This window comes from Microbacterium meiriae (genome assembly GCF_040686935.1).
GTDB lineage: Bacteria > Actinomycetota > Actinomycetes > Actinomycetales > Microbacteriaceae > Microbacterium > Microbacterium meiriae.
Map to the genome: position 1 here is coordinate 198,421 of NZ_JBFBMF010000004.1, position 25,001 is coordinate 223,421.

The following is a 25,001-nucleotide window of genomic DNA, read 5'->3' on the forward strand; positions in this document are numbered from 1 at the left end:
GTGGACTCAAGGACCGGAAAGACGAGGAGGAGTGTGCAGAACCCTCAAGAGCAGGTGATGACGACGGCGGCGCTCGGCCGGCTGGCCGACTACTCGACGCAGCAGGTGCGCGACCTCGAGCGCCTCGGCGTCCTCCCCGCCGCGGAGCGCGGCGCGAACGGGTACCGGCGGTATCGGACGCCGCATGCCCTGGCGCTGCGTGCCTATCGCGCGTTGGCGGCGGCGCTCGGTCCGGTGCCCGCGCGTCGACTGATGCCCGCTCTCATCGGCGGATCGGTCGAGCACGCGGCGGAGCGGATCGACGCCCTGCACGCGGACGTCGCCCTCGATCGCTCACGGGTGCGCGCGGCCCTGCGCGGACTCGAGGACGCCGTGGCGGAGGCCGACGATCCGTTCGTCGAGGACGATGCGATGGCCATCGGCGAACTCGCCCAGGCGCTCGGCGTCCGTTCCTCCGCACTTCGGCACTGGGAGCGAGAAGGGCTCGTGCGCCCCCTTCGTCGCGCGGGATCGGTCCGCTCCTATGACTCCCTCGCGATCACCGAGGCGCGGATCGCCGCCGCCCTGCGCTCGGGCGGCTACGGCATCCCCGCGGTATCCCGGATCATCGACGAGGTGCGAGTGCATGGTGACACCGAAGACGTGCAGCGCATCCTCGCGGAGCGGCTGGCTGACCTCACGCGCCGTAGCGTGGCGCTTCTCGCGGCGGCAGGTCACCTGCACGACCTGCTCACCGAACGCCTCGCGGAGGAGGGATCCTCGCTCACGCCCCCGCCGGGATCTGCGCCAGGACCTCGGGGATCAGCGGATTCTCGTCGAGGGGGTCGGTGATGACCGCGGCGACCGCCTCGAACGGCAGCACCGGGTAGCGCGAGGCGGCGCCGATCTTCTCGTCGCTCGCGAGCACGATCGTCGCGGCACATCGGGAGGCGATCGCCCGCTTGGTGACGGCATCGTCGAGCTCGCCCGTCGTGAGGCCGTGACGCGGGTCGACACCCGTGACCCCGACGAAGAACACGTCGGCAGCGAGGTGCTGGATCGCCTCCATCGCGAGTCCCCCTCCGGCGACGAGAGAGTGCCGGGCGAGCTCGCCGCCGATCATGATCACGCGCGCATCCGAGTGCTCGGCGACGGCCAGGGCGATGGCGGGACTCGGGGTGATGACCGTGACGCCGGTGCCGGAGGGCAGCAGTCGCGCCATCGCGAGCGTGGTGGTTCCGGCATCCAGCACGATCGTCGATCCGGGGCGGATGGTCGTGACGGCCTGGCGGGCGACCCGCTCCTTGCTCTCGGTCGCCAGGTCGTGGCGCTCGCGCACCGGGCGATCGGCAGCGGCGACGGGCAGCGCGCCGCCGTACACGCGCTGGAGCCTGCCCTCCTCGGCGAGCTCGCGGAGGTCGCGGCGGATGGCGTCTTCCGATACTCCGAGGTCATCGGCCGCAGCCTTCGCCACGACCCGTCCCTCGCGGGCGAGCACGGCGAGCAGGTGGTCTTTGCGCTGAGCAGCGAGCATACGGTTTCCTCACGAAGTTGCACGTTTATGCACGATTCAGACTACAGTCATCGGCATGACGAAACCACTCCTGATCCTGATCGCCGGTCCCTACCGTTCCGGCACGAACGGTGACCCCGCCCTGATCGCCCGCAATCTCGCGCGTCTGGAGGAGGCGTCCGGTCCGATCTTCCGCCTCGGACACGTGCCGATGATCGGGGAGTGGGCCGCTCTGCCCATCCTCCGCACCCTCGACGCGGCCGAAGTGGAGACCGGCGACGTGATGTACGAGACCGCGCACCGCCTCCTCCAGCACTGCGATGCGGTGCTGCGGCTGCCGGGGGAATCCGGGGGCGCGGACCAGGATGTCGCCATCGCCCGCGAGCGGGGGCTGCCTGTCTACCGGTCGCTGGAGGAGATCCCGGCCGCCGCGACTCCGTAGGCTGGAGGCATGACCAAGAACATCTGGACCGTCCTCGGCGTCATCCTCGCCGTCGTGATCGCGTGGTGGATCGTCAGCGCGCTGTTCTCGGTGCTCTGGTTCATCGCGAAGCTCGCCATCGTCGCGGTCGTCGCCGTGGTGGTCTTCCTCGTGCTGCGGAGCCTCTTCACCCGCGACGCCGACTGACCTGCCTTCGAATCGCCCACTTTGCGCCAAACCGACCGGATTTGCAGCAAAGCGGGCGATTCGAACGGGGTCAGAGGCGGTACTGGGCGGCGCGGTGCGTGGGCTGGACCCGGTCGCCGCGGCCGTGCAGCTTGTGGCGGAGCGTGCCGGCCACGTACTCCTCGGGGTAGGCGCCGCGCTCGCGCAGCACCGGGATGACGTGCTCGATGACGTCCTGCCAGGTGCCGGGGGTGACGGCGTACGCGAGATTGAAGCCGTCGATGTCGGTCTCCTCGACCCACGACTGCAGCTCGTCGGCGATCTCGACCCCGGAGCCGACGATCGTCGGGCCGAGCCCGCCGATCGCGTTGTGGCGGCCGAAGTCGCCCACCGTCCACTCGCGACCGAGGTCGGCCTCCTCCTTGAGGTGCTGCAGCACCGACTGGATCGCGTTCGACTCGACGTTCCCCACCGGCTCGTCCTCGGCGTACTGCGACAGGTCGACGCCCATCCACCCCGACATGAAGGTGAGCGCCCCCTCCGGGCTCGCGTAGGAGAGGTACTCGGCGTGCTTCGCAGCCGCCTCCTCGCTCGTCGCGGCGGTGATGACAGTGAGCAGGGTGTAGATCCGGGCGTCGTACCGGTCGCGCCCCGCCGCCTCGAGAGCGTCGCGGATGCGCTTCACGGTGCCGGCGAGCACCTCCTTCGACGGCGCCGCGACGAAGATGGCCTCGGCGTTCTCCGCCGCGAACCGCACCCCGCGCGGGCTGGCGCCGGCCTGGTAGATCACCGGAGTGCGCTGCGGCGACGGCTCCGAGATGTGGATGCCGGGCACGGAGAAGTGCTTCCCCTCGTGCCGGATCGGGTGCACCTTCGACGGGTCGGTGAAGATGCCGCGCTCGCGGTCCTCCACCACCGCGTCGTCCTCCCACGACCCCTCCCAGAGCTTGTAGAGCACCTCGACGTACTCGTCCGCGTGGTCGTAGCGGTCGTCATGCGCGAGCTGGTCCTCCTGCCCCATGTTCCGGGCGGCGCTGGGCAGATAGCCGGTCACGACGTTCCAGCCGACGCGGCCCTGGGTGAGGTGATCGAGCGTGCTGAGTCGTCGAGCGAACGGGTAGGGGTGCTCGAACGCGGTGCCGGCCGTGACGCCGAAGCCGAGATGCTCGGTCACCGCGGCCATCGCGCTGACAAGGAGGATCGGGTCGTTCACCGGCACCTGGGCGCCGTTGCGGATGGCGGCCTCGTTCGTGCCGCCGTAGACGTCGTAGGTGCCCAGGACGTCGGCGATGAAGATGCCGTCGAAGGTCGCGCTCTCCAGCAGCTTCGCCAGGTCGGTCCAGTACGAGATCGTGTTGTACTGGCGCGACCGGTCGTCGGGGTGCCGCCACAGGCCGGACGACTGATGGGCGACGCAGTTCATGTCGAAGGCGTTGAAACGGATCTGCCGGGTCATGCCCCCATGAAACGGGACCGGGCGGCATCGGGGCGAGCGACGGCGACACGCACCGAAACAATCGCGACGCCGGTCAGGCCTCGTCGTCCGGACGGCGGGGGCTCGGGTCGGGAGGGAGGATCTCGATCGGGCGCGCGGCCTGTCGCTGCGCTCGCCACCAGATCACGAACCCGACCGCCGTGAACACGCCGTAAAAGACGTACATGAGGCCGGTCGCGTAGTAGCCGGAGCTGAACAGCAGCGGCACCCCCACCACGTCCACGGCGATCCAGATGAGCCAGAACTCGGTCCAGCCCTTCGCCATGCCGTAGGTCGCGAGCAGTGACCCGACGAAGGTCCAGGCGTCGGCCCAGACCGGTTCCCACGAACCGAGGGCACGGAACAGGGGGGTGAGCGCCACGGTCCCGACGACGAGGACGACGACCAGACCGACGCGGGCCCCGGCCGGCGCCCACCGCGGCACGATGCGACCGCCGTCGGCATTCCGCCAGCGGATCCACCCGTAGATCGCGACGGCGATGAACATGATCTGCCGCCCGGCCTGACCGAGGAGATGCGGGAGCGACGGGTCGGGGCTCAGCGCGGATCCGAGGAACACCGTGAGCAGCAGGAGGTTGCCGACGATGCCGACCGGCCACGCCCAGACCTTGCGCCGCATGCCGCCGAGGGCGCTCGCGAGTCCGAACGCGTTCCCGACGACCTCCCGCACCAGGAGGGTCTGCCCGCCAGGCAGCACCCAGGACGAGGAGAAGGCGTCGACGAGCCACTGCAGGAAGCCCATCGCTAGAGCGCCGCGTCGGGGGTGGGGCGGTCGTCGAGCACGAGCTGCAGCATGCTGAGGTCGAGCCAGCGGCCGAACTTCGCACCGACCTGCGGCATGCGACCCACCTCGCGGAACCCGAGGCGTTCGTGCAGGGCGATGGAGGCGGTGTTGCCGCTCTCCACCCCGCCGATCATCACGTGCATCCCGGCTGCCCGAGCCCGGGCGATGAGCTCTGTCATGAGGAGCGTGCCGATGCCGCGTCCGCGCTGATCGCCGCGCACGTAGACGGAGTGCTCGACGGTCAGGCGGTAGCCGCTGTGCGGGCGCCACTGGGCGTAGGACGCATAGCCCACCACCCCGCTGTCGTCGGCGGCGACGATCACGGGGTAGCCGCGCGCGGTCCGGTCGGCGAGCCAGGCTTCCCGGTCGGCGCGATCCACCGCCTCCTCGTTCCAGATCGCGGTCGTGTGCAGGACGGCGTGGTTGTGGATCTCGGTGATCGTGTCGAGGTCGTCGCTCTCGGCGGCCCTGAGGTGCACGGCGGTCATCGTCAGACGTGGATGTCGGCGGGGGAGGCCTCGCCCTCGTGGAAGCTCGGCTTCTTGCCGAAGACCTTCGCGATGCCGAGGACGGCGCCGACGATCACGAGACCCCAGATGAGACCGGCGATGGCGGAGATGATGGTGTCGACCACCCACACCACGAAGCCGCCGAGGGGCTCCAGCGCGTGCTCGACCGCATGGAGCACGTCGGCCGGCGCGTGCAGCCCGACCTCGCCGAGGTTGATGAGGACGAGGTGCCCGCCGACCCAGAGCATCGCGACGGTGCCGAGCACGCTGATGAAGCGGAAGACCGCGGGCATCGACCGGACGATACGCGTGCCGGTGTGCCGCACGCGCTGCACGGGGTTCTTCGCCATCTTCAGGCCGATGTCGTCGATCTTCACCAGGAGCGCCACGGCGCCGTACACCGCGACGGTCATGACCAGCGCGATCACGGCGAGGATCGCCAGGGTGGACCAGATGCCGAGCCCCTTGTCGAGGCTGGCGAGGGAGATGAGCATGATCTCGGTCGAGAGGATGAGGTCGGTGCGGACGGCGCCGAGCACGAGCTTCCTCTCGTCGCGGGCACCCTCGTCCGCATGGCCGTGCTGCACCCCGAACCACTCGAGCACCTTCTCCGCCCCCTCGAAGCACAGGTACGAGCCGCCGAGGATCAGCAGGTAGGGGAGCACCCACGGCGCGAACGCCGTGAGCAGTAGCGCGATGGGGATGATGATGACGAACTTGTTCACCAGCGACCCGAGGGCGATCTTGCCGACCACGGGGAGTTCGCGGGCCGGCGTGATGCCCTGCACGTACTGCGGCGTCACGGCGGCGTCGTCGATGACGACTCCCGCAGCCTTCGCCGACGCCTTCATCGCGGCGCTCAGGATGTCGTCGACGACGGCGAGCAGTCCAACGGACATGCGGGTCCTCTTTCCGTGGGTGGGAAAGTCAGACTACCGACTTCCGGGCTCAGGCCCGCACGTCCTCCGCGGTCGCCAGCACCCGCTGCAGCGGCTGGTAGTGCTCGATGACGGCCTGGCGATACCGGGCGACGTCGCCGGAGCGGGCGGCGTCGAGCATGTCGCCGTGCCTTGGCCGTCCGGCGGATGTCGTCGCCTGTACCCGGCCCAGTCACGACACTCACCGCTCCGCCGGCACCGATCCCGACCGCTGCACCCGCCCTAGTCCCAGGATTCGTTCGGCCCGATACGACGTGACAAGCGCCGCCCACGCACGAGCGCCAACTCTCAAGCCTTCGGCGGGTGCCAGCATCACCGAAACCATTGGTCGGAGTGCGAAGGACCGACCAGACGTCACTACTGATGAAGTCGGAGTACGACCTTCAAGACTCAGCGGAAATGGCGCTCCGGTTTGTCTACGACGATGTGCGTCCCGAGGAGCGCGCTGAGCCACGGAGGGGCTCCGTCGACACCCGACTTCGTGCTTCCGGAGGTTCAGACAGCGGTCGAGGTGAAGGTGACCTACCCGGGACGAAAGAACACCCAGGTGTCGAAGGAGATCATTCATGACAACGAGACCTACCTGAAGCGCCCCTACGTGCACCGCTTGGTGTTCGTTGTCTATGACCTCGCCAACACGATTGTCAACCCGCCTGGGTTCGAGAGCGACCTCGGCGGATCGATCAGCGGGCATCCGCGCGACACTCTCGTGGTGGAGTGGCCCCATTAGACCGCGAGACCAGTCACCCCTCGTGCCCTACTTGGTAACCGGACGAGGCAGCTGCTTGTTCACGAGGTTGATCCCGATCGAGGTCAGCTGTAGGTCTTCGGCCTTCGCGCTACTCAGGTAACCCGCCTTGCGCGACTGCGAAGCAGCGTTCGCGACCTGGCTGGGAAGGCTCCAATCAGCCGCGATGAAGCACGAGACAACCTGAGCAACCGTGGCAGTAGGGAGTTCCGCCACCCGCAGTATCCAATAAACGGCGACCGCATACTTCTCGTCCATGGTCCGTGGAGACTTCTCCACAGCGAAGTCAGTGAACGAAGTCTTGTCATCAGGGAAGAGGTTGATATCCCTGTCCTGCGGAGCAGCCTTGTTGGACTTGGGCGCGCCGCGGCGGGACTTTCGGGCGGCGCCGTTGCCGTTCGAGTCCGCAGTGACATCCTCGGCTGGGCTGTCCGTCGAGGCCTGCTCCGCGGGTGGTGCGCTCTTGAACGGTGCGGCTGCAGTAGCGACTTCGACGCCACCGATCAGGTACTGGAAGGCGCTCGCCTGCAACTGCTTCGGCAGTGCGTTGACCACGTCGGCTGCCCGCGTAAGGCGGTCCAGCCGCGTATCGAACTCGGTGTCGTCCATCGTCGGATCCTCCATTTGTTGACTCGGATTACGACTTCGAGAGGGAATGAATGAGCTTCTCTGCCGCCTCAACTCCGGGCGGGAGGAGTCGGATGACCTTGGTCGTCTCGTCGAAGTCGACCAGCTTGTCCTTGTGCATCGGGCGCAGCACGGCCTTCCGGAGGTCGTTGGGCCGCTTGTGTTCGAGCCATGCGACGAGCTCGGCCTCAGTCGCCTCGGTGACGCCCGCGAGCAGGAGCAGCACCTGCTGCTTGAGGGTCAGTCCTGTGCGGAGAACACGACGCTTCTCGCCCCACTTCCACACCAGGCTGATCTCGCGCTCAACGAGCGCTTCGACGACCTCGCTCGCCTGCTCTGTGGTCAGTCCGTGGAGGAGGCGGACGAGTTCAGCCATGAGCCACTTGCTCATGTACAGCACCGCGGTGGCATCCATCTGGTTCGGGTTGACGTCGCCGCCCGCGTGCCCGACACCGCGATTATTGCGGATCTCGTAGAGGGCGACGATCATCCGCGGAATCTGGATGCGAGGTGACCGCGGAGCCTTTGGAAAAGTCCTCTCAAGCGCGAGACATGCTGCGGGCATGTTCTGAGGCTTGCTTGCGCGGGTAGAGTATGTGCCCGTCAGATACCCCTCGACGATCGAGTAAACCGCCTCGCAGAGCTTGCCCCCGTTGAGTTCGGCTGGCTCCCACCGATGCTCGGCGTAGTTCGTCACGATCTCCGCGTAAGCGTCGAGCAGATCCTGCGCCAGCGTCGGGGGGAGTGCCGCGAACGCGGTCGTCGGATCAATCGACATCGCCGTCGGCAAGCATCGCCTCGACCGCCTTTACGCCGGCCGTCGTGAGCTTGTAGGTCTTGCGGGCCTGGCGAGTCTTTCCAGTCTTGCTGGTCTGCATCACGAGAGCCGGCTTCTGCACCTCGGCGGATCCCAGGGCGTCGGTGATGTTCGGAATGCCCTGGCCCATGTTCTTGAGCGCGGCATTCAGCGTGAACGACTGGAAGGTACCGCCACCCTGGACGACCTGGAACCAGTACGCCGCGAGCAGAGCCTTGTGCATGTTGGTCTTCGCGACCCCGGACTCGAACAGCTCGTCGATCGAGTTGTAGACCCGGCCAGTCGCTTCCGGAGCGGGTTCAACCGCAGTATCGTCGAAGACAGGAGTCGAACCCGCTCTGGTCTTGAGATCACGAACCGAGAATCGGTCGACGGCCCAGCGCAACACGCGGGCCTGCTGGTCCGGCTCCAGCGGTGAGAGTGCAGATGAAATAGCTCCCATCGCGGTGATCTCCAGATCGGCGTTGTCGGTGCTCATGGTTTCCTCCCGGGTCTCAGGTCGAGGGAACAGTACCACATAACTCCAGTCGATGTCACGGATAACTGAGATGTTTTTCTCGGTCGACACTCGTCCAACGGGTACTTACCCTCCTGAGGGTTCGGATTTCGGCGTAGACAAAGACATTTAGAGGAGTCAGAGCCCTGAAGTCCGTGACGAGTCAATGGCTCATGTTCATCGGTCATCGGCGCATCAAGCCTTTCAAATCCGGCCGGATGCCAGTGCTTCCAAGGCTTCTGCGCGCGATCAGTTCGCATCCTAGGCTCAGAAAACATGCAGTCCGTGAAGTGCAATATGCGGTGTCCTCTACTATCAGCGCGCTGTGCGACCACCTTATCCCTCCTGACCAGGGCTTTGCGGGCAGACTGTCGCGCTTCACAAACGTAAAGGCCGCCTAAAGAGATTCACTCGATTCCAGCGGGCATCTACATCAACGCGGCGCGAGGAAGGCGACTCGTCGAACGGGCTCAATCTCTTGAGCACTGCGACGCCGCCGTCCCCGGTCATGCATCGGAGAAGGGATTCCTCCCGCTCGCTGCCGAGATCGCGGCCATCCGGTCCACCGGCGCCCCGGTCGGCCTCTGGCTCAACTGGGGGCGGTCGGCGATCGAGCTGCGGGATGCGGACGCGGTGACCGCGCAGATCGCCGACGCGGCGGCCTCGGGGCTGCTGACCGGCCTCGCGTTCTCCGGGGCCGCGCCGGTGGAGAGTCCGTACGGCCCCGCCTGGGTGGACGCGCACCTGCCCGTCGCGGAGACCCATCCCGCGTCCGCGTCGCTGCTCGACGGGGCGCACGTCCGCGCGGGGCTCCGCGCCGCGGGCGATGTGCCCTGGCTGGGCCTCAAGGTCGCGCGGCGGCCGGAGGATCGCACGGTCGGGGAGATCGTCCGCACCGCGGAACGGAACCTCGCCGTCGTCCGGGACGCGGGCTGAGCGGAAACTCCCAGCCCGCTCCCAGCCCCGCGGGACCAAAAGCCGGGCTCCCGTGGTTCTCCTCTGTGACGCCGCAGCCAGCGGCGTCGGACAAGGAGCCACTCATGTCGAACGACTACGGCAGGACCCCCGAGGCCGTCAGCGGTCTCACGAACCTGCAGTACGAGGTCACGCAGCAGGACGCCACCGAGCCGCCCTTCCGCAACGCCTACTGGAACACCCACGACGACGGCATCTACGTCGACGTCGTCTCCGGGCAGCCGCTGTTCTCCTCGCGAGACAAGTACGACAGCGGCACCGGCTGGCCGAGCTTCACGCGTCCGATCGACGCCGAGGCCGTGACCACGAAGACCGACCGCACGCTGTGGATGACCCGCACCGAGGCGCGGTCCTCCGGAGCCGACAGCCACCTGGGACACGTCTTCGACGACGGACCCCGCGCCGAGGGCGGCCTGCGCTACTGCATGAACTCGGCGGCCCTCCGCTTCATCCCGGCGGAGGATCTCGAGAAGGAGGGGTACGGTCGCTACAGCCCCCTCTTCACCACCCACACCTCTGAGGAGCAGTCATGACCGACACCGGAACCATCACCCGCACCCCCGGGACCGAGACGGCCGTCCTCGCGGGCGGCTGCTTCTGGGGCATGGAAGACCTCATCCGCCGCCAGCCCGGTGTCATCGACACCCGTGTGGGCTATACGGGCGGGGAGAACGACCACGCGACCTATCGCAACCACCCCGGTCACGCGGAGGCCGTGGAGATCGTGTTCGACCCGAGTGCGACGACCTATCGCGACATCCTGGCGTTCTTCTTCCAGATCCACGACCCGTCGACGTTGAACCGGCAGGGCAACGACATCGGGTCGAGCTACCGGTCGGCGATCTTCCCGCTCACTCCCGAGCAGGAGCAGGTCGCCCGGGACACGATCGCCGATGTCGACGCCTCCGGCCTGTGGCCGGCGAAGGCCGTCACGACGATCGAGCCCGCCGGTCCGTTCTGGGAGGCCGAGCCCGAGCACCAGGACTACCTGATCAAGTACCCGAACGGCTACACGTGTCACTTCCCCCGCGCCGGCTGGGTCCTCCCGAAGCGTGAGGACGCCACCGCCTGATCCCGAGACCCCGCTTTCGCGCCGAAACCCCCTCCTGCACACGCGTGCGGGAGGGGGTTTCGGCGCGAAGACGGGGTCTCGGCGGGCTCAGGACTCGGCGAAGAACGCGAGCGCGGCCTCCTTGAAGTCGCGGGAGCCGGGGGCGTTGAAGTGGTGGCGGTTCGGGAGCTCGACGAAGCGGGCATCGGGAGCCGCCGCGGCCAGTGCCCGGGAGCCCTCGATGATCGCGTCCTTCGATCCCGTCGCGAACAGCAGCGGCACGACCGGGGCGTCCGCGGGATCGGGGTCGATCGTGCCGGAGCCCCGCAGCCCCTCGGCCAGCGCGACGAGCGCACGCAGATCGTTCCCGGGCACCCGCTCGGTCAGCGCGATGTAGTTCTGCGTCGTGCGGTCCTCCACCGAGGTGCCGTCCGCGATGTACGCGCGCACCTGGTCGAGGTGGAGACGCGCGAGGGGGATGCCGTCGGGAACACCGCCCAGGACCGCCCGGCCGATCCGATGCGGGAGCTCACGGGCCACTTCCCACCCCACCCGCGCGCCGAGCGAGTAGCCGAGGTAGAACGCGTCGTCGACGAGGTATGTGTCCATGACGGTCTCGACGTCGGTCACGAGGTTGCGGATGGCGTAGGCGTCGGACTCATGCGGCTTGTCGCTCTGCCCGTGGCCCCGCTGGTCGAGTGCGAGCACGCGGTACCCGGCCCTGGTCAGCTCGCGCACCCAGCCGGTCAGGACCCAGTTGTCGCGCGCGCCGGAGGCGAAGCCGTGCACGGTCACCACGACCGGGGCATCGAGCTCCCCCCACGTGTACGTCGCCAATCGTGTGCCGTCCGCCGCGTAGACGTGCTGCGGGTCGGGCATCTCGGTGAGGTCGGAGAGGGAAACAGCCACCCCACCATCTTGGCCCTGACGTCGACGCCGAGACCCCGGTTACACGCCGAAACCCCCTCCCCGCGGTGTCGCGGGGAGGGGGTTTCGAGGAGAACCCGGGGTCTCGGGTCAGACGCGGTCGCGGAGAGCGGCGCCGAGTTCGGCGTCGACGTTCGTCCAGTACTGGAAGAAGCGCTCGCGGATGGCGTCGACCGTGATCGAACGGCCCTGACCGGTCAGCACCTCCAGGAAGCGGGCGCGCTGCGGGCCGTCGAAGACCTCGCGGTACAGCGTGCCGGCCTGACCGAAGTCGTCGTCCTCGGCGTGCAGCGTCGCGGCGGAGCGGGTGAGCTCGCCGTCCGCCGACCAGTTCACCTCGATGCCCTTGGCCGGGTCGGCCTCGGGGCCACCGGGGGTCCCGAAGGAGTTCGGCTGGTAGGTGCGGTGCGCGGCGTCGTTGTACTGATACCGCATCGAGCCCTCGTGCTGGTAGTTGCGGGTCTCGGCGGCGTGCGGCTGGTTCACCGGCAGCTGGTTGTAGTTCGCGCCGATGCGGTGACGCTGGGCGTCCGGGTAGGCGAACATCCGGCCCATCAGCATCTTGTCGGGGGAGATGCCGGTACCGGGCACCTGGTTCCCCGGCGCGAAGCCGGCCTGCTCGATCTGCGCGAAGAAGTTCTCCGGGTTGCGGTTGAGGGTCAGCGTGCCGACCTTGATGCGCGGGTAGTCCTTCTTCGAGATCGTCTTGGTGAGGTCGAACGGGTTGAAGCGGTAGTCCTTCGCCTCGTCGTACGGCATGATCTGCACGTACAGGTCCCACTTCGGGAAGTCGCCGCCGTCGATCGACTGGAACAGGTCGCGACGGTAGTGGTCCGCGTCGGAACCGGCCAGCTGCTCGGCCTCCTCCGGGCTCATCGCTTCGACGCCCTGGTGGGAGATGAAGTGGTACTTGACCCAGAACACCTCGCCCTCGGCGTTGATCCAGGAGTAGGTGTGCGAGCCGTAGCCGTTCATGTGACGCCAGCTGCGGGGGAGGCCGCGCTCGCCCATGAGGTAGGTGACCTGGTGGGCGCTCTCCGGCGAGAGGGTCCAGAAGTCCCACTGCATGTCCGCGTCGCGCAGGCCCGAGTCGCCGAGGCGCTTCTGCGAGTGGATGAAGTCGGGGAACTTGATGGCGTCGCGGAGGAAGAACGTCGGGGTGTTGTTGCCGACGATGTCGAGGTTGCCCTCGGTCGTGTAGAAGCGCAGCGAGAACCCGCGCACGTCGCGCCAGGTGTCGGGGGAGCCCTGCTCGCCGGCGACGGAGGAGAAGCGGAGGAGGGTCTCCGAGGTGGCGCCCGGCTGGAACACGGCCGCGCGGGTGTACTTCGAGACGTCCTCGGTGACGACGAACTCTCCGAACGCGCCGCCGCCCTTGGCGTGCGGGTTGCGCTCCGGCACACGCTCGCGGTTGAAGGAGGCGAGCTTCTCGACCAGGTAGTGGTCGTGCAGCGCGGTGGGGCCGTCGGGGCCCACGGTCAGCGAGTGGGTGTCGCTCGCGATCGGCGCTCCGGCCTGCGTCGTCGTGGCCGGACGGCCCGCGTCGGTGGGGTTGGTCATGGTCTTCTCCTTCTCCGCGCGGACATGCCGAACGGACCCTCGGGGAGGGGATCGGTGGATGCGCCTACGCGGCGTTCTGGCAGCTGGGGCAGAGGCCCCAGAAGGTGACTTCAGCTGTCTGCACGGTGAAGCCCCCCGTCGAGGACGGGGTGAGACACGGCGCCTCGCCGACGACGCAGTCCACATCGCCGACCGCACCGCAGGAGGTGCAGACGATGTGGTGGTGGTTGTCGTCGATGCGCCGTTCGTACAGCGCCGCGGAGCCTGCCGGTTCGATCCGGCGGATGAGGCCCGCCGTCGTCAGGTCCGCGAGGATGTTGTGCACCGACTGGATCGACGTGGTCGGAAGCACGTCGGACACGGCGCGGTAGACCCGCTCCGCATCCGTGTGGGCCATGGAGCCGAGAGCCTCGAGAACGGCGACGCGGCCCGCAGTCGCACGCAGCCCGGCGTCGCGCAACGCCGAGTCGAGTTCCGTCTCCATGCCCTCGACTCTACACGTGTTTTGAGTGATTCAAAAGAGCATGCCGGGATGCCGGGCGCGTCGCGGACTCAAACGAAGCGGACCGTCTGCTGGAGACGGGTGCGGACATCGAACAGCTCGTTGCCGCCGATGGCCCGCGCCCCGGGGACGCCCTGCCGCAGCACCATCGCCAGCGCGCTGCGTCGGACCACCACGACCGGGACGCCGCGACTGCTGCCGAGCGGAGTGACCGCCTGGGCGAGGTCGTCGTCGGGGAGCACCACGATCGCGCCTCCGAACTTCACCTTCGCGGCCTTCGCCACCGCGCGCATCCGGGCGAGAGCCGCCGTGACCGGGGCGCGGGTGCCGAGGCTCGGGCCGGTGATCTCCCCGCGGCGGAACCCCACGACCCCGCCGAAGTCCTCGGACATGACGCCGTAGAGGCCGGAGGGACTGAGCACCACGTGGTCGAGCTTGTCCTCGGGGGTCTGTCCGGCGGCGACGTCGTGCCAGACCGTGAAGCCCATGCCGAGATCGGAGACCGTGCGGGCCGTGGCCTCCTCCGCGAGCGCGTCGGCGAGCAGCCGCCGGAGCTCCCGCGGGGCGGCGCGGACGAGGGCCGGGGCGTACGGATCGGGGACCTCGACCCCGTGACCCGCCCACTCGCGGATCAGGGAGAGGTAGCGTTCGCGGCGCCAGCCGCCGGGGTGTCCGTAGGAGCGGGCGCGCGGCCGGGTGTCGGTGCGCACGGTCTGCGGGCGCCAGCCGCTCCATTCGCCGCCGTCGTCGGTCAGGCCCGCGCGGCGGTCGTACGCGGCGCGGTCCTCCGCGGTGCCGATGAGCTCCCACGCGCGCTGGACCTGGATGAACACGGCCGCGTCGCCGCCGGTGTCGGGGTGGGTCTGCCGCAGTCGCAGCCGATACGCCCGCCGGAGTTCGGCGTCGTCGACGGCCGGATCCACGCCGAGGACCTCGTACGGCGAGGCCGAGAGCGGACTGTCGAACATCGCTCTCCTTCCGCGACCGCGGCGTCCAGGATATCCGGCGGACGGTGTGCGGCCGCCGGGAGCCTCAGTCCGCGACGTCGACGATCCGCTCGATCCCGGCCACCGGGGCGACGGCGCCCCCGGACGCGGCGGCGAGGTCGGCGGTCAGACGCGGCAGCGCGGCGGCGGGCACCCACAGCTCGAGGTGCGCGGAGGCCCTGTAGGTCGGAGTGCCGAGCGTGGCCCCGTGCGACGCCGCCCAGTCGCGGAGCAGGTTGTCGTAGCGGCCGGCGTCGGCGTGCGGGACCTCGACGGTCGCCTGGGTGAGCGCCTCGCGTCGGACGAGTGAAGCACGGTCGAGCGTCTCGGACACCGCCGTGGAGTAGGCGCGGATGAGGCCGCCCGCCCCGAGCTTCACCCCGCCGAAGTACCGGGTCACCACCGCGACGACGTCCGTGAGGCCGCGGCGCCGGAGGACCTCGAGCATCGGGACGCCGGCCGTGCCGGAGGGCTCGCCGTCATCCGAGGAGCGCGCCTGATCCCCGTGCAGGCCGGTCACCATCGCGGTGCAGTTGTGGTTCGCGTCCCAGGCGCGCTTCCGGATCGTCGCGATGACGCCTTCGGCTTCGGCCACCGTCGACACCGGCGCGACGTGCGTGAGGAAGCGCGACTTGCGGATGACGAGCTCGTGGTCGACGGCCGCCGCGATCGTCGCCGGGAACGGGTGCGGTGTCGACATCGGCCCCACGATACCTCCGTTCGAATCGCCTGATTGGTCCCGAATCCGGGCCGGATGCCGCCAATCGCGCGATTCGAACCGGCTCGACCGAACGATGGAGGCGGGCTGTGGCCCGGCGGACGAGAATGTCAGCATGCCGACCGGAGACACCGCCGAGCCCGACCTCCCCGGAGGGCGGACGGGAGCACGCACGCGCTCCTGGGGGCGCCTGGTCACGTCGCTCCGGATCGGGCAGGCCGTCATCACGGTCGTGCTCACCGTCGTCGGTGTCGTCCGCTCCCTCGCCGACGGGGTCCCGGTGCCGTGGCTGCTCGCGACCGCCCTCGCCTTCCTCGGCTGGTACGGCGGCGGGCTCCTGCTCTCCTCCCGGACGGACGACCGGGCGCTCGCCACCGGCTGGCTGCTGGGGCTCACGGCCATCTGGCTGGGGGCGGTGGCGCTGTCGCCGGAATTCGTCTGGCTCGCGTTCTCGCTGTGGCTGCTCGCCGGCTTCCTGTTGCGGCTGCGATGGGCCGTACCGCTGAGCCTCCTCGTCCTCGCCGTCGTGATCGTCGCGCCGCTGCTGCACACCGGGACGACCACCTACGCGAACGTGATCGGGCCGCTGGTGGGGGGCATCTTCGCCCTCGGGATCTCCCGCGGCTACCTGGAACTCGTCCGCGACGGGCGGCAGCGGCGGCGACTCATCGCCTCCCTCGTCGCGACGCAGCAGGAGATGGCGGCCCTCCAGGACGAGCTCGCCCGGACCCAGCGGGAATCCGGCGCCGCCGCCGAGCGCACCAGGGTGTCGCGGGACATCCACGACACGGTCGCCCAGAGCCTGTCGTCCATCGTCCTGCTGGCGCGGTCAGCGGCCGAGCACGAGGACGGCCGGGATCGGGTGCTCGGGCAGATCGGGGCGCTCGCCGCGGAAGGGCTCGCCGACGCCCGACGCATCGTCGACGACCTCATGCCCGCCGAGCTGGACGGCTCCGCGCTGAGCGACGCCCTCGCCCGGATGCTCGAGCGCCTGACCGCCGAGACCGGGATCGCGGCCACCTTCCATGCCGACGAGGATCTGCCCGCACTCGGCCTCGATGCCGAGGTCGCCCTGCTGCGGACGGCCCAGTCCGCGCTCGCCAATGTGCGCAGCCACGCCGGCGCCACTCGCGTCGTGGTGACGCTCGCGGACGCCGGCGACGCGGTGCGGCTGGACGTGGTCGACGACGGTCGCGGCTTCGACCCGTCCCGACTGGAGTCGGCGGGGCCCGGCGGCGGTTACGGCCTGCGGGCGATGCGCGCCCGGCTGCGCGAGCTCGGCGGCGGTCTCGATGTGGAGAGCGCCCCCGGCGACGGCACCGCGCTGTCCGCCCACCTGCCCCTCGGAGGCCGGTCGTGACCCCCGTGCGGATCCTGCTCGTCGACGACCACCCCATCGTGCGCGCCGGCGTGCGCTCGCTGTTCGACCGCCACGACGACGCCGAGGTCGTGGGTGAGGCCGCGTCGGGGGAGGAGGCGGTCGTGCTCGCCCGGCACCTCCGTCCCGACGTCGTCCTCTGCGATCTGCGGCTGGGGGCGGGCATGGACGGCGTGCAGACGACGGCGGCGCTCCGGGCGCTTGACCCGGCGCCGGCGGTGCTCATCCTCACGACATTCGACCGCGACGCCCAGATCCTCGGCGCGATCGAGGCAGGGGCGGCGGGGTATCTGCTCAAGGACATCGCCCCGGAGGACATCGTCCGGGCCGTGCGACAGGCCGCATCGGGCGGGCAGGCGCTGACGCCGGAGCTCACGGCGCGCGTCGGCCGCGCCCTCCGCGCCCCGCGGGTGCAGCTCACGGGGCGCGAGCTCGACGTGCTGCGGCTGCTCGACACCGGGGCCTCGAACCGGGAGATCGCGAAGGCGCTGTTCGTCACGGAGGCGACGGTGAAGACCCACCTCGTGCACGTCTTCGAGAAGCTCGGGGCCGACAGCCGCGCGAAGGCGGTCGCGATCGCCAGGGAGTCCGGTCTGCTCTGACGCCCGCGGTCTCCACCGTTCGATGGATCCGCGACGACGGTCCCACGGCGAGGCTGGAGGCAGACAGAAAGGACTCCCATGCGCAGGCTCTTCACCGCCGCGTTCGCCTCCATGCTGGTGGGCGTCGCCTCCGGACTCTTCTATCGCGAGTTCACCAAGATCAACGGCTTCCCCGAGGGGGCGCCGACGCAGCTCGGACTCGTGCACACGCATCTGCTCGTGCTGGGCTTCGTCGTCTTCCTCGTGGTGATGCTCCTGGAGAAGGCGTTCGCGCTCTCCGAGAGCCGCCTGTTCGGCTGGTTCTTCTGGACCTACACCGCCGGGCTCGTGCTGACCTCGGCGATGCTCGTCTGGCACGGCTGCCTCACGGTGCTCGGCCAGGAGTCCACGAAGATGATCGCCGGCATCGCGGGCGTGGGGCACATGCTGCTCGCCGCCGGCATGGTGCTGCTGTTCCTCGCGCTCCGCCCCCGTGTCTTCGCCCCGAAGGTCGCGGCCACACAGCCCGCGACCCTCGAGTCGGTGGCCTGACGCCTCAGTCGGCCGGGATCGTGTCGTCGCGCAGGTACGCGATGTGCGCGGCGTGGCGCTCCAGGTGGTGCGGCGACTTCCGCACGAACAGCCAGGCGACGATGAGGATCGCGAACCAGATCGGTGTCACGAGCAGCGCGATCAGGGTGTCCGGCTGGGTGGTCAGCGCCCAGAGGATGAACAGGAAGAACGCGAGCACCACGAACACCATGAACACGCCGCCCGGCATCTTGAATGCCGAGGTCGCCGCCTTCTCCGGACGACGGCGCCGGTACACGAGGTAGCTGCAGAGGAAGATCGTCCACACGAACATGAAGCACACGGCCGACACCGTGGTGACCATCTCGAACGCCGTGCCGATGTCCTTGCCCGCGTAGAGCAGCACGACGCCGGACAGCAGCAGGATGCAGGACAGGAACAGGGCGTTCTGCGGCACGCGGCGCTTCGAGAGCCGGCCGAAGAACCGGGGGGCGTCGCCGTCCTGCGCCAGCCCGAAGACCATGCGCGAGGTGGAGTAGATGCCGGAGTTCGCGCTGGACATCGCGGAGGTCAGCACCACGAGGTTGACGACGGTGGCGGCGATGCCGAGTCCGGCGAGGGCGAACATCGCGATGAAGGGGCTCTCGCCGGCGACGTACTCGGTCCACGGCGTGACGGACATGAGGATGATGAGCGCGCCCACGTAGAACAGCAGGACCCGGATCGGGATGGCGTTGATGGCCTTCGGGAGGTTGCGCTTCGGGTCCTTCGTCTCCGCGGCGGCGGTGCCGACGAGCTCGATCCCGACGAACGCGAACACCGCGATCTGGAAGCCGGCGACGAAGCCGAGGAAGCCGTGCGGGAACATGCCGCCGTGCTCCCACAGGTTGGCGAAGCTCGCGGTGCCGGCGTCGTGCGAGAAGCCGGTGAGGATCATGACGAGACCGGTCACGATGAGGGCGACGATCGCGACGATCTTGATGAGCGCGAACCAGAACTCCATCTCGCCGAACGCCGCGACGGTGGGCAGGTTGAGCGCCAGGAGGATCACGACCACGAGGAGGCCCGGGATCCACAGCGGGATGCCGGGGATGAGCGCATCGGTGTACCCCGCGATCGCGATCACGTCGGCCACGCCCGTGACCACCCAGCAGAACCAGTACGTCCAGCCGGTGAAGAAGCCCGCCCACGGGCCGAGCAGGTCGCTCGCGAAGTCGCTGAACGACTTGTACTTGAGGTTCGACAGCAGCAGCTCGCCCATCGCCCGCATGACGAAGAACAGCATGAACCCGATGATCATGTAGACGAAGATCACCGAGGGGCCGGCGACGGAGATCGTCTTGCCGCTGCCCATGAACAGGCCGGTGCCGATCGCCCCGCCGATCGCGAGGAGCTGGATGTGCCGGTTGCTGAGCGCGCGCCGCAGGTGCTCCTCGCCTCCGGCTGCGGTCTGCCCCTGGCGGATGGCCCCCGTGTCTTCCTTCGTCACGCTCATCTCCTCCGGTCGTCCTCGACTGATGCAGAGTAACCACCGGGGCCCGCTCGTCCGAAATCGACGCCCCGGCGACGGCAATCCGGCCCGGGGTGTTCCGTTCGCCCGAAACGATTCGATAAACTGGGCGCACCCCCGATCCATCCCCTCTTTCCCTGCGAGCCCCTTCCTTCATGGCCACCACCCTCACCACGGGCCGTCCGTGGCGCGTCATCCTCGCCTTCTCGATCCCGCTGCTGCTCGGCAACGTCGTGCAGCAGCTCTACCAGTTCGCCGACGCGATCGTCGTCGGACGCCATCTCGGCGTCCAGTCCCTCGCCGCCGTCGGCGCGACGGGCAGCCTGCTCTTCCTCCTCCTCGGCTTCGCCTGGGGTCTCACGAGCGGCTTCGCGATCCCCATCGCCCAGGCCTTCGGTGCGCGCGACGACGCCGCCGTGCGCCGCTCGGTCGCCACGGGCGTGCTCCTCAGCGGCATCACGAGCGTGGTCCTCACGGTGGTCGCGCCGCTCATCGCCGGGCCGATCCTCGCGCTGCTGCAGACGCCGCCCGAGCTCATGGCCGAGGCGACGGTGTTCACGCAGATCAGTTTCCTCGGCGCGGGCGCGACGATGTTCTTCAACTACCTCTCCGCCATCATCCGCGCCATCGGCGACTCGAAGACCCCGCTGGTGTTCCTCACGGTCTCCTGTGCGCTCAACGTCGGCCTCGTCGTGCTCATGGTCGGTCCGCTGGAGTGGGGCGTCGCGGGTGCCGCGCTCGCCACGGTGGTCGCACAGGCCGTCTCGGTGATCCTCTGCCTGGAGTTCGTGCGCCGGCGGCTGCCCATGTTGCACCTGCGTCGTTCGGACTGGCGCATCTCCCGCACGGACATCGCCGACCACCTGCGCCTCGGCCTCCCCATGGGCTTCCAAGCCTCGATCATCGCGATCGGGACCCTCACGGTGCAGGTCGCCCTCAACACGCTCGGCGCCGACGCGGTCGCGGCCTACACGACGGCGTCCCGCGTGGACAGCCTGGCGGTCGCCCTGCTCTCCTCGCTCGGGCTCGCCGTGTCGATGTACGCGGCGCAGAACCACGGTGGACGCCGCCCCGACCGCATCCGGCGCGGCGTGGTCGAGGCCACCTGGATGGCGGTCGCCGCGGCGATCGTCCTCGGCGGGCTGCTCATCGCGTTCGGCGCGCCGATGGTCCGGCTGTTCGTCGGCGACGGCTCGGACGACGTCGTCGACATGGCGCACCGCATGCTCATCATCAACGGCTGCGGCTACTGGGCGCTCGGCATGCTCTTCGTGCTCCGCGGCGCGCTGCAGGGGCTCGGCCACACGCTGGTGCCGACGGTCACCGGCGTGATCGAGCTCGTGATGCGCGTCGTCGCCGCGGTCGTCCTCGGGGCGATGATCGGGTTCGACGGCGTGGCCCTCAGCAACCCGCTCGCCTGGGTGGGCGCGATCGTGCTCCTCGTGCCGGCCTACGTCAAGGCGCATCGCGCGCTCGCGACGCAACCCGTGGCCCCGGCCGAGGCCACGGAGACCTCCGCGATCGCGATCGTCGGTCCCACCGACGGCTCGATGGTGGTCGACGCGGTCGTCACCCGCCCGGTCCGCGTCGTGCGCCCCCGCCGGCTGCGGTGGCCGGTCCGGCGCTGATCCGCGATATCCACCGGAAGGATGACCCGGATCGGACTTGAGACGGATGGCCTTCCGGAGAGACACTTCTAATGTCGAAGGTGCGGAGGGGTTCCGCCGGACGGGGGGTCGTCATGACGACATTGGGAGTGGCCAGAGACCTGGCCGCCATTCTGGTACCGATCGGATACGTGGGTGCGGCGCTCGCCGCGGTCTGCGCGATCGTGGCAGCGATCGCGATCATCCGCGGAGCCGGGGGGCTCGCGGGCGGCGCGGTCGGACTGTGGATCGTGTGCGCGCTGATGAGCTTCACCGCGAGCTTCGCGAACCAGTGGCTTCCGCTGATCGCGGCGGGCGCGTCGCTCGTGGGCATGCTCGTGATCGGCGGGATCGTGCGCGCGATGCTCACGGCCGGCGGCTTCGAGTCGCGACGCCGGGCCGCGCGCGTGAAGCCGGCGCCGGCGACCACGACGACGGCCACGCTCAAGACCGGCTCGACCGCGACGCCCACGGCGCCGGTCGCCGTCGTCTCCTAGCGCTCAGCGGTAGTCGCGGTCGCGGTGCTGCCGCGCCTCGTCGCCCGCGGCCACGCGGGCGCTCTCGCGTGCCCGCAGCTCGACGCGGCGGATCTTCCCGGAGATCGTCTTCGGCAGCTCGGGCACGAACTCGATGATCCGCACCCACAGGTGCGAGGACAGCCGTTCGTGCGCGTAGCCGAACACGGCGCGCGCGGCGGCGGCCTCGTCCGCGCCCGCGTCCGGCGTCAGGCACACGTACGCCTTCGGGACCGCCAGGCGCGTGGGGTCGGGGCTGGGGATGACGGCCGCTTCGACGACGAGGTCGTGCTCCAGCAGCACGGACTCGAGCTCGAACGGCGAGATCTTGTAGTCGGAGGCCTTGAACACGTCGTCGGAGCGTCCGATGTAGGTCAGGTAGCCGTCGGCGTCGCGCACGGCGATGTCCCCGGTGTGATGGAAGCCCCCGGCCCGCGACTCCGCGGTCTTCTCCGGATCGTCGTAGTACCCCGCCATGAGGCCGAGCGGCGGCTGCGCGAGGTCGAGCGCGATCTCGCCCTCGTCCTCCACGACCTCGCCCGTCGACGGATCGAGCAGCACGACCGGGTACCCGGGCAGCGGACGGCCCATCGATCCCACCTTGACCGTCTGCCCCGGGGAGTTGCCGATGCAGGCGGTCATCTCCGTCTGCCCGAAGCCGTCGCGGATCGTGCCGCCCCACGCCTCGCGCACCCGGTCGATGACCTCGGGGTTCAGCGGTTCGCCGGCGCCGACGAGCTCGCGCGGAGGGTGCGCGAGCCGGGAGAGGTCGGCTTGGAGGAGCATGCGCCAGACCGTGGGCGGGGCGCAGAACGTCGAGACGTGGTGGGTGTCCATGACCTCCATGAGCGTGTTCGCGTCGAAGCGGTCGTAGTTGTAGACGAACACCGTCGCCTCGGCCAGGAACGGCGAGTAGAAGCTCGACCAGGCGTGCTTGGCCCACCCGGGGGAGGAGATGTTGAGGTGCACGTCGTCCGGGCGCACGCCGAGCCACCACATCGTGGAGAGGTGGCCGACGGGGTAGGAGACGTGGGTGTGCTGCACGAGCTTCGGGCGGTTCGTCGTGCCGGACGTGAAGTACAGCAGGGCCGTGTCGCCGGCGGGCGTCGGGCCGTCCGGAACGAACTCCTCGGTGGTGGCGGCGGCGTCCGCGAACCGCTTCCAGTCCGCAGGCAGCGACGCGCCGACCCCGATGCGCAGCACCGCGGGGTCGATCCCCTCGAGGCGGTCGGCCAGGCTGCCGAGGGTGACGACGGCGCCGGCGCGGCCGTGCTCGATCCGGTACGCGAGGTCGGAGGCCGACAGCAGCGTCGAGGTCGGGATCGACACCGCGCCCAGCTTCGTGATCGCGAGCATCACCTCCCACAGCTCGATCGTGTTGTTGAGCATGACGATCAGGTGATCGCCGCGGCCGATGCCGAGGCCGCGCAACCAGGCGGCGACCTGGTCGGACCGGGCGGAGAGCTCGCCGTACGTCCAGGAGCGGAGGCTGAGGTCGGCCTCGACGATCTGCACGGCCGGACGGTCGGGGTTCTCCCCGGCGACGACGTCGAACCACTCGAGCGCGAAGTTGAAGGCGGTCAGGTCGGGCCAGGCGAACTCGCGGCGCGCGGCGTCGTAGTCCGTGGCGTGCGTGAAGAGGAGGTCCCTCATCCCGCGGATCGCTTCGGTGGCGGGGGTGGCACGACGGCTCATGGTGCTCCTTTGCAACGGCGTCCCTCCATCCTGCCCCCTCGTTCAGCGGGGGAGGAAACCCGTGCCGTCGCGGAGCTCGAACACGAGCTGGGTCTCGGTGCCGCGGACGACGGGGTGGACGGTGATGTGCTCGAGCACGATGTCGCGGAGGGCGGTCGCGTCCTGGACGGCCACGTGCACGAGGAAGTCGTCCACCCCGGCGACGTGGAACACCTGGAGCACGCGGGGGATCGCGACGAGCGCGTCGAAGAGCGCCGTGACCTTGGGCCCAGTGTGATGCGCGAGGCGCACCTTGATGATCGCCTGCAGGGGGTAGCCGAGAGCGGAGCCGTCGAGGCGGACGCGCGTGTCGCGGATGACTCCGCGCTCACGCAGGCCGCGGATCCGGTGGGCGCAGGTGGATTCCGCGAGTCCGAGGCGGTGGGCCAGAGCCTTGTTGGTGACGGCCGCATCGCGGCTCAGGGCGGCGAGCAGCTCCAGGTCGATCTCGTCGAGTTGCGCTTTCGCCAACGTGCCCTCCTCGATACGGCCGGATGTTGCACAGAATAGCGAGGATCCCGGATTCAATGAGTTGTTCTGTCGAAAACCAGCGAGAACCTCGCGATTCGGCCAGCGTGGAGGGATGACCGCACCGCTGCATCCCGACACCGTGGCCGTCCACAGTGGCCGTGCCGACCTCGAGGCGCTCGGGGTCCACGCCCTGCCGATCGACCTCTCCACGACCAATCCGCTGCCCGACGTCGAGCGCGGCGGTGACTCGTACGAGGCGATGGCGACCGGGGGCCGCCCGCCGCAGGACGGCAGCATGGTCTACGCCCGCCTCTGGAACCCAACGGTCGCGCGCTTCGAGGACGCCCTCGCCGAGCTCGAGCACGCCGAAGCCGCCGTCGCCTTCGGCTCCGGGATGGCGGCCATGACGGCCGTGATCCTCGCGCACACCGGTGCCACGGGGGCGCGGCACGTCGTCGCGGTGCGTCCGCTCTACGGAGGGACCGACCACCTCCTGGGGTCGGGTCTGCTCGGTGTGGAGACGACGTACTGCCGTCCCGACGAGGTCGCCGCCGCACTGCGCGCCGACACCGGACTCGTCGTCGTGGAGACGCCGGCGAACCCGACCCTCGATGTCGCGGACATCGCCGAGGTCGTGCGGCAGGCCGGGAGCGTACCGGTGGTGGTCGACAACACGTTCGCGACCCCCGTGCTGCAGAACCCGATCGACCACGGCGCGGCGATGTCGTTGCACAGCGCCACCAAATACCTCGGCGGCCACGGTGATGTCATCGCCGGCGTCGTCGCCTGTGACGAGAGGACCGCGGAGGCGCTGCGTCGCGTGCGTGCGGTGACCGGGGGGCTCCTGCACCCGCTCGGCGCGTACCTGCTGCACCGCGGTCTCACGACCCTGCCGGTCCGCGTGCGGCACCAGCAGGAGAGTGCTCGTCGCATCGTGCAGTGGCTGGTCGATCGACCCGAGGTCGCCGAGGTCTTCTATCCGGGGCTCGACGGGGATCCGCGGGGCATCCTGGAACGGCAGCTCCGCGGGCCGGGGGCGATGATCGCCCTGCGGCTCCGAGGCGGTTATGCGGCGGCCGCGGCGGTGGCCGGTGCGACCCGCCTCTTCACGCATGCGGTGTCACTGGGCGGCGTGGACTCCCTCATCCAACATCCCGCCGCGCTCACGCACCGCCCGGTCCCCGCGGAGGCGCGTCCCGCCGCCGACGTCCTTCGCCTGTCCATCGGCCTCGAGAACGTCGATGACCTCCTCGCCGACCTCGCGAACGCCTTCGCCACTCTCGCCGACCCACCCCTTTCCGTGCCACCCACCCCGGAAAGTGCGTCACATATGGGGGTGGCTCGCACATAAGGGGCCGGGTCGGCGATTGTGTGAGTACGACAAGAAACTGAGTCTCGACTGA

At 69.5% G+C, this 25,001-nt stretch carries 29 protein-coding genes; 13 read left to right on the forward strand and 16 right to left on the reverse strand.

Annotated features, from left to right (window positions below; translation table 11 throughout):
* Window positions 1–33 precede the first annotated feature (33 nt).
* Window positions 34–831, forward strand: coding sequence for a MerR family transcriptional regulator (locus tag AB0P08_RS14200; RefSeq protein ID WP_363590274.1), 798 nt, complete (start codon window positions 34–36; stop codon window positions 829–831).
* Here the strand turns inward: AB0P08_RS14200 and AB0P08_RS14205 are convergent.
* The gene (locus tag AB0P08_RS14205) at window positions 764–1,513 is read right to left on the reverse strand and encodes a DeoR/GlpR family DNA-binding transcription regulator (protein ID WP_363590275.1); all 750 of its coding nucleotides are present in this window, start codon (window positions 1,511–1,513) and stop codon (window positions 764–766) included. The genes AB0P08_RS14200 and AB0P08_RS14205 overlap by 68 nt on opposite strands.
* A gap of 55 nt (window positions 1,514–1,568) precedes the next feature.
* Between AB0P08_RS14205 and AB0P08_RS14210 the strand changes: the two genes are divergently transcribed.
* Both AB0P08_RS14210 and AB0P08_RS14215 read left to right on the forward strand, forming a co-directional pair.
* The gene (locus AB0P08_RS14210; RefSeq protein ID WP_363590276.1) at window positions 1,569–1,934 is read left to right on the forward strand and encodes a DUF4406 domain-containing protein; all 366 of its coding nucleotides are present in this window, start codon (window positions 1,569–1,571) and stop codon (window positions 1,932–1,934) included.
* A gap of 9 nt (window positions 1,935–1,943) precedes the next feature.
* Window positions 1,944–2,120: a hypothetical protein gene (locus AB0P08_RS14215; RefSeq protein ID WP_025102796.1), complete on the forward strand. Its 177-nt coding sequence runs from the start codon at window positions 1,944–1,946 to the stop codon at window positions 2,118–2,120.
* 70 nt (window positions 2,121–2,190) lie between these two features.
* On the opposite strand, the gene AB0P08_RS14220 is transcribed toward AB0P08_RS14215, so the two are convergent.
* From AB0P08_RS14220 to AB0P08_RS14235, 4 genes are all read right to left on the reverse strand, one after another.
* Window positions 2,191–3,555, reverse strand: coding sequence for an LLM class flavin-dependent oxidoreductase (locus tag AB0P08_RS14220; protein WP_363590277.1), 1,365 nt, complete (start codon window positions 3,553–3,555; stop codon window positions 2,191–2,193).
* A gap of 73 nt (window positions 3,556–3,628) precedes the next feature.
* Window positions 3,629–4,336 (reverse strand): nicotinamide riboside transporter PnuC, encoded by a 708-nt coding sequence (gene pnuC, locus AB0P08_RS14225; RefSeq protein ID WP_363590278.1) that lies wholly within the window; start codon window positions 4,334–4,336, stop codon window positions 3,629–3,631.
* A 2-nt stretch (window positions 4,337–4,338) separates the two neighbouring features.
* Complete coding sequence (locus tag AB0P08_RS14230) at window positions 4,339–4,866, reverse strand: GNAT family N-acetyltransferase (protein ID WP_363590279.1); 528 nt, start codon at window positions 4,864–4,866, stop codon at window positions 4,339–4,341.
* 2 nt (window positions 4,867–4,868) lie between these two features.
* On the reverse strand, window positions 4,869–5,786 hold the full coding sequence (locus AB0P08_RS14235) for a DUF808 domain-containing protein (RefSeq protein WP_187662724.1): 918 nt from the start codon (window positions 5,784–5,786) through the stop codon (window positions 4,869–4,871).
* 463 nt (window positions 5,787–6,249) lie between these two features.
* On the opposite strand from AB0P08_RS14235, the gene AB0P08_RS14240 reads away from it, so the two are divergent.
* Entirely contained in the window at window positions 6,250–6,555 is a 306-nt protein-coding gene (locus tag AB0P08_RS14240; RefSeq protein ID WP_363590280.1) for a PD-(D/E)XK nuclease domain-containing protein, read from the forward strand.
* Window positions 6,556–6,582: 27 nt separating this feature from the next.
* Here AB0P08_RS14240 and AB0P08_RS14245 read toward each other — a convergent pair whose 3' ends face one another.
* From AB0P08_RS14245 to AB0P08_RS14255, 3 genes are read right to left on the reverse strand one after another with little or no spacing between them, the layout of a single operon-like run.
* Window positions 6,583–7,182: a hypothetical protein gene (locus AB0P08_RS14245; protein WP_363590281.1), complete on the reverse strand. Its 600-nt coding sequence runs from the start codon at window positions 7,180–7,182 to the stop codon at window positions 6,583–6,585.
* A 28-nt stretch (window positions 7,183–7,210) separates the two neighbouring features.
* Window positions 7,211–7,978, reverse strand: coding sequence for a hypothetical protein (locus AB0P08_RS14250; protein ID WP_363590282.1), 768 nt, complete (start codon window positions 7,976–7,978; stop codon window positions 7,211–7,213).
* A complete protein-coding gene (locus AB0P08_RS14255) occupies window positions 7,968–8,495 on the reverse strand; it encodes a hypothetical protein (protein WP_363590283.1) in 528 nt (175 codons plus the stop codon). The genes AB0P08_RS14250 and AB0P08_RS14255 overlap by 11 nt, the downstream gene beginning before the upstream one ends.
* A gap of 450 nt (window positions 8,496–8,945) precedes the next feature.
* On the opposite strand from AB0P08_RS14255, the gene AB0P08_RS14260 reads away from it, so the two are divergent.
* The 3 genes from AB0P08_RS14260 (at window position 8,946) to msrA (ending at window position 10,560) form a co-directional block, all read left to right on the forward strand.
* Entirely contained in the window at window positions 8,946–9,449 is a 504-nt protein-coding gene (locus AB0P08_RS14260; RefSeq protein ID WP_363590436.1) for a DUF4862 family protein, read from the forward strand.
* A gap of 104 nt (window positions 9,450–9,553) precedes the next feature.
* On the forward strand, window positions 9,554–10,021 hold the full coding sequence (gene msrB / locus AB0P08_RS14265; protein ID WP_363590284.1) for a peptide-methionine (R)-S-oxide reductase MsrB: 468 nt from the start codon (window positions 9,554–9,556) through the stop codon (window positions 10,019–10,021).
* On the forward strand, window positions 10,018–10,560 hold the full coding sequence (gene msrA, locus AB0P08_RS14270; RefSeq protein ID WP_268776906.1) for a peptide-methionine (S)-S-oxide reductase MsrA: 543 nt from the start codon (window positions 10,018–10,020) through the stop codon (window positions 10,558–10,560). Before msrB ends, msrA begins: the two co-directional genes overlap by 4 nt.
* Window positions 10,561–10,647: 87 nt before the next feature.
* Here the strand turns inward: msrA and AB0P08_RS14275 are convergent, their stop codons facing one another.
* The 5 genes from AB0P08_RS14275 to AB0P08_RS14295 all read right to left on the reverse strand — a co-directional run bounded on the left by AB0P08_RS14275 (window position 10,648) and on the right by AB0P08_RS14295 (window position 15,214).
* A complete protein-coding gene (locus AB0P08_RS14275; RefSeq protein ID WP_363590285.1) occupies window positions 10,648–11,448 on the reverse strand; it encodes an alpha/beta fold hydrolase in 801 nt (266 codons plus the stop codon).
* 108 nt (window positions 11,449–11,556) lie between these two features.
* Window positions 11,557–13,026, reverse strand: coding sequence for a catalase (locus AB0P08_RS14280; protein WP_136052327.1), 1,470 nt, complete (start codon window positions 13,024–13,026; stop codon window positions 11,557–11,559).
* Between the two features lie 64 nt (window positions 13,027–13,090).
* Complete coding sequence (locus AB0P08_RS14285) at window positions 13,091–13,510, reverse strand: Fur family transcriptional regulator (protein ID WP_187662721.1); 420 nt, start codon at window positions 13,508–13,510, stop codon at window positions 13,091–13,093.
* Between the two features lie 68 nt (window positions 13,511–13,578).
* Window positions 13,579–14,496, reverse strand: coding sequence for a J domain-containing protein (locus AB0P08_RS14290; RefSeq protein WP_363590286.1), 918 nt, complete (start codon window positions 14,494–14,496; stop codon window positions 13,579–13,581).
* A gap of 64 nt (window positions 14,497–14,560) precedes the next feature.
* Window positions 14,561–15,214, reverse strand: a complete 654-nt coding sequence (locus AB0P08_RS14295; protein ID WP_363590287.1) for an IMPACT family protein — start codon at window positions 15,212–15,214, stop codon at window positions 14,561–14,563.
* Window positions 15,215–15,347: 133 nt separating this feature from the next.
* On the opposite strand from AB0P08_RS14295, the gene AB0P08_RS14300 reads away from it, so the two are divergent.
* The 3 genes from AB0P08_RS14300 to AB0P08_RS14310 all read left to right on the forward strand — a co-directional run bounded on the left by AB0P08_RS14300 (window position 15,348) and on the right by AB0P08_RS14310 (window position 17,743).
* On the forward strand, window positions 15,348–16,592 hold the full coding sequence (locus AB0P08_RS14300) for a sensor histidine kinase (RefSeq protein WP_363590288.1): 1,245 nt from the start codon (window positions 15,348–15,350) through the stop codon (window positions 16,590–16,592).
* Window positions 16,589–17,212: a response regulator gene (locus AB0P08_RS14305; RefSeq protein ID WP_363590289.1), complete on the forward strand. Its 624-nt coding sequence runs from the start codon at window positions 16,589–16,591 to the stop codon at window positions 17,210–17,212. Before AB0P08_RS14300 ends, AB0P08_RS14305 begins: the two co-directional genes overlap by 4 nt.
* A gap of 78 nt (window positions 17,213–17,290) precedes the next feature.
* Complete coding sequence (locus AB0P08_RS14310; protein WP_247641578.1) at window positions 17,291–17,743, forward strand: DUF2871 domain-containing protein; 453 nt, start codon at window positions 17,291–17,293, stop codon at window positions 17,741–17,743.
* Window positions 17,744–17,747: 4 nt separating this feature from the next.
* Here AB0P08_RS14310 and cycA read toward each other — a convergent pair whose 3' ends face one another.
* On the reverse strand, window positions 17,748–19,217 hold the full coding sequence (gene cycA / locus AB0P08_RS14315; protein WP_051582169.1) for a D-serine/D-alanine/glycine transporter: 1,470 nt from the start codon (window positions 19,215–19,217) through the stop codon (window positions 17,748–17,750).
* Window positions 19,218–19,387: 170 nt separating this feature from the next.
* Here cycA and AB0P08_RS14320 point away from each other — a divergent pair, with 170 nt between their 5' ends.
* Window positions 19,388–20,860: an MATE family efflux transporter gene (locus AB0P08_RS14320; protein WP_025102772.1), complete on the forward strand. Its 1,473-nt coding sequence runs from the start codon at window positions 19,388–19,390 to the stop codon at window positions 20,858–20,860.
* Between the two features lie 113 nt (window positions 20,861–20,973).
* Window positions 20,974–21,375, forward strand: coding sequence for a hypothetical protein (locus tag AB0P08_RS14325; RefSeq protein ID WP_144881698.1), 402 nt, complete (start codon window positions 20,974–20,976; stop codon window positions 21,373–21,375).
* Between the two features lie 3 nt (window positions 21,376–21,378).
* Here the strand turns inward: AB0P08_RS14325 and AB0P08_RS14330 are convergent, their stop codons facing one another.
* The gene (locus AB0P08_RS14330; protein ID WP_363590290.1) at window positions 21,379–23,088 is read right to left on the reverse strand and encodes an AMP-binding protein; all 1,710 of its coding nucleotides are present in this window, start codon (window positions 23,086–23,088) and stop codon (window positions 21,379–21,381) included.
* Between the two features lie 42 nt (window positions 23,089–23,130).
* Window positions 23,131–23,598, reverse strand: a complete 468-nt coding sequence (locus AB0P08_RS14335) for an Lrp/AsnC family transcriptional regulator (protein WP_025102769.1) — start codon at window positions 23,596–23,598, stop codon at window positions 23,131–23,133.
* Window positions 23,599–23,710: 112 nt separating this feature from the next.
* Between AB0P08_RS14335 and AB0P08_RS14340 the strand changes: the two genes are divergently transcribed.
* Complete coding sequence (locus AB0P08_RS14340) at window positions 23,711–24,949, forward strand: trans-sulfuration enzyme family protein (RefSeq protein ID WP_280569879.1); 1,239 nt, start codon at window positions 23,711–23,713, stop codon at window positions 24,947–24,949.
* The last annotated feature ends 52 nt before the right edge of the window (window positions 24,950–25,001 follow it).